This window comes from Halalkalibacter lacteus (assembly GCF_036663595.1).
In the GTDB taxonomy this organism is placed as follows: Bacteria; Bacillota; Bacilli; order Bacillales; family Bacillaceae_D; genus Halalkalibacter; species Halalkalibacter lacteus.
Genome location: NZ_JAWRVL010000073.1, coordinates 1 through 1,529 on the forward strand (window position 1 = coordinate 1; position 1,529 = coordinate 1,529).

At 38.0% G+C, this 1,529-nt stretch carries 1 protein-coding gene; it reads left to right on the forward strand.

The genetic code is table 11. The features are described from left to right. The first annotated feature begins 73 nt into the window (after positions 1 to 73). Entirely contained in the window at positions 74 to 1,423 is a 1,350-nt protein-coding gene (locus SAZ04_RS21475) for an IS1182 family transposase (RefSeq protein ID WP_332699507.1), read from the forward strand. The last annotated feature ends 106 nt before the right edge of the window (positions 1,424 to 1,529 follow it).

The window sequence follows — 1,529 nt, forward strand, 5'->3', positions numbered from 1 at the left end:
TTTTTTTGTTTTTAAATCCGATTATTCAAATGGATATAGTATAATATAGATAATTAAACGTGAGGTGATCCAAATGTTAAGACCTATTCGTGAAAAACAAATAGAATTAGAAATGGTTTCAATTGATCAACTTGTTCCAGAGGATCATCTTTTGCGAAAGATCGATGCGACGATTGATTTCTCTTTTATTTATGATAAAGTAAGGCCTTTTTATAGTGAAGATAATGGCCGTCCGCCAGTTGATCCAGTGATGTTATTTAAAATGATGCTCGTGGGCTATCTTTATGGAATCCGTTCAGAAAGACAACTTGAAAAGGAAATTCAAACGAATGTAGCTTACCGTTGGTTTTTAGGTCTAGGTTTAACTGATACTGTTCCTCACCATTCAACAATTAGCTTTAATCGTCATAAACGTTTCAAAAATACAACGGTCTTTCAAGATGTTTTTGATGAAGTCGTTCTTCTTGCGGTCGAACACCGCATGGTAGGTGGTCGTGTCTTATTCACAGACTCTACTCATTTAAAAGCCAATGCAAACAAGCGTAAGTTTGTTAAAGAAACCGTTCAAGTAGAAACTCAAGATTACTTAAATGAACTAGACCAAGCTATTGAAGAGGATCGAAAAGCTTATGGAAAAAAGCCCTTACCGAAAAAGGACAAGGAGGTGGAAGTAAAGGAAATTAAGGTCAGCACCACAGACAAAGATAGTGGTTATATGTTCCGAGAAGGGAAGCCTGAGGGCTTCTTCTATTTGGATCACCGAACAACCGACTTCAAATATAACATTATCACTGATGTCCACGTCACACCTGGAAATGTTCATGATTCTCGTCCTTACCTAGCACGATTAGATCGTCAACGGGAACGTTTTGGTTTTAAGTTGGAAGCGGTGGGACTTGATGCTGGTTACTTAACTATGCCTATTTGTCATGGACTTGAACAAAGAAAAATCATGGGTGTCATAGCTCATAGACGCTTTACGCCTAAAAAAGGATTATTTCCAAAATGGAAGTTTACATACGATTTAAATACAGATACATATACTTGCCCTAATGGTGAGTCATTAACTTATTCGACTACAAATCGTGAAGGGTATCGCCAATATCAATCAAACGCTGAAACTTGTAAAAGTTGTCCCCTGCTTTCTCAATGTACAACATCTAAAAATCATAAAAAAGTGATTACACGACATGTCTGGGAAAGTAGCAAGGAAAAAGTTAGAGAAAACCGTCTATCACCAGAGGGCAAGGCGATTTATAAAAAAAGAAAAGAAACAATAGAGCGAAGCTTTGCGGATTCAAAACAACTGCACGGGCTTCGCTACTGCCGGTTACGCAGCTTGAAAGGCGCTAACGAACAAGCGCTGATGACAGCTGTAGCACAGAACATAAAGAAGATTGCCAACCACCTCACCAGAAGGTGAGATGGTTGGCAATCTTCCGTTTATGAATAATTTATTGGATTTTAGAAAGAAAGATAAAGGCATAAGAGAAACCCCACTTGAAAAAGTGGGGTTTCTCAACAATCTG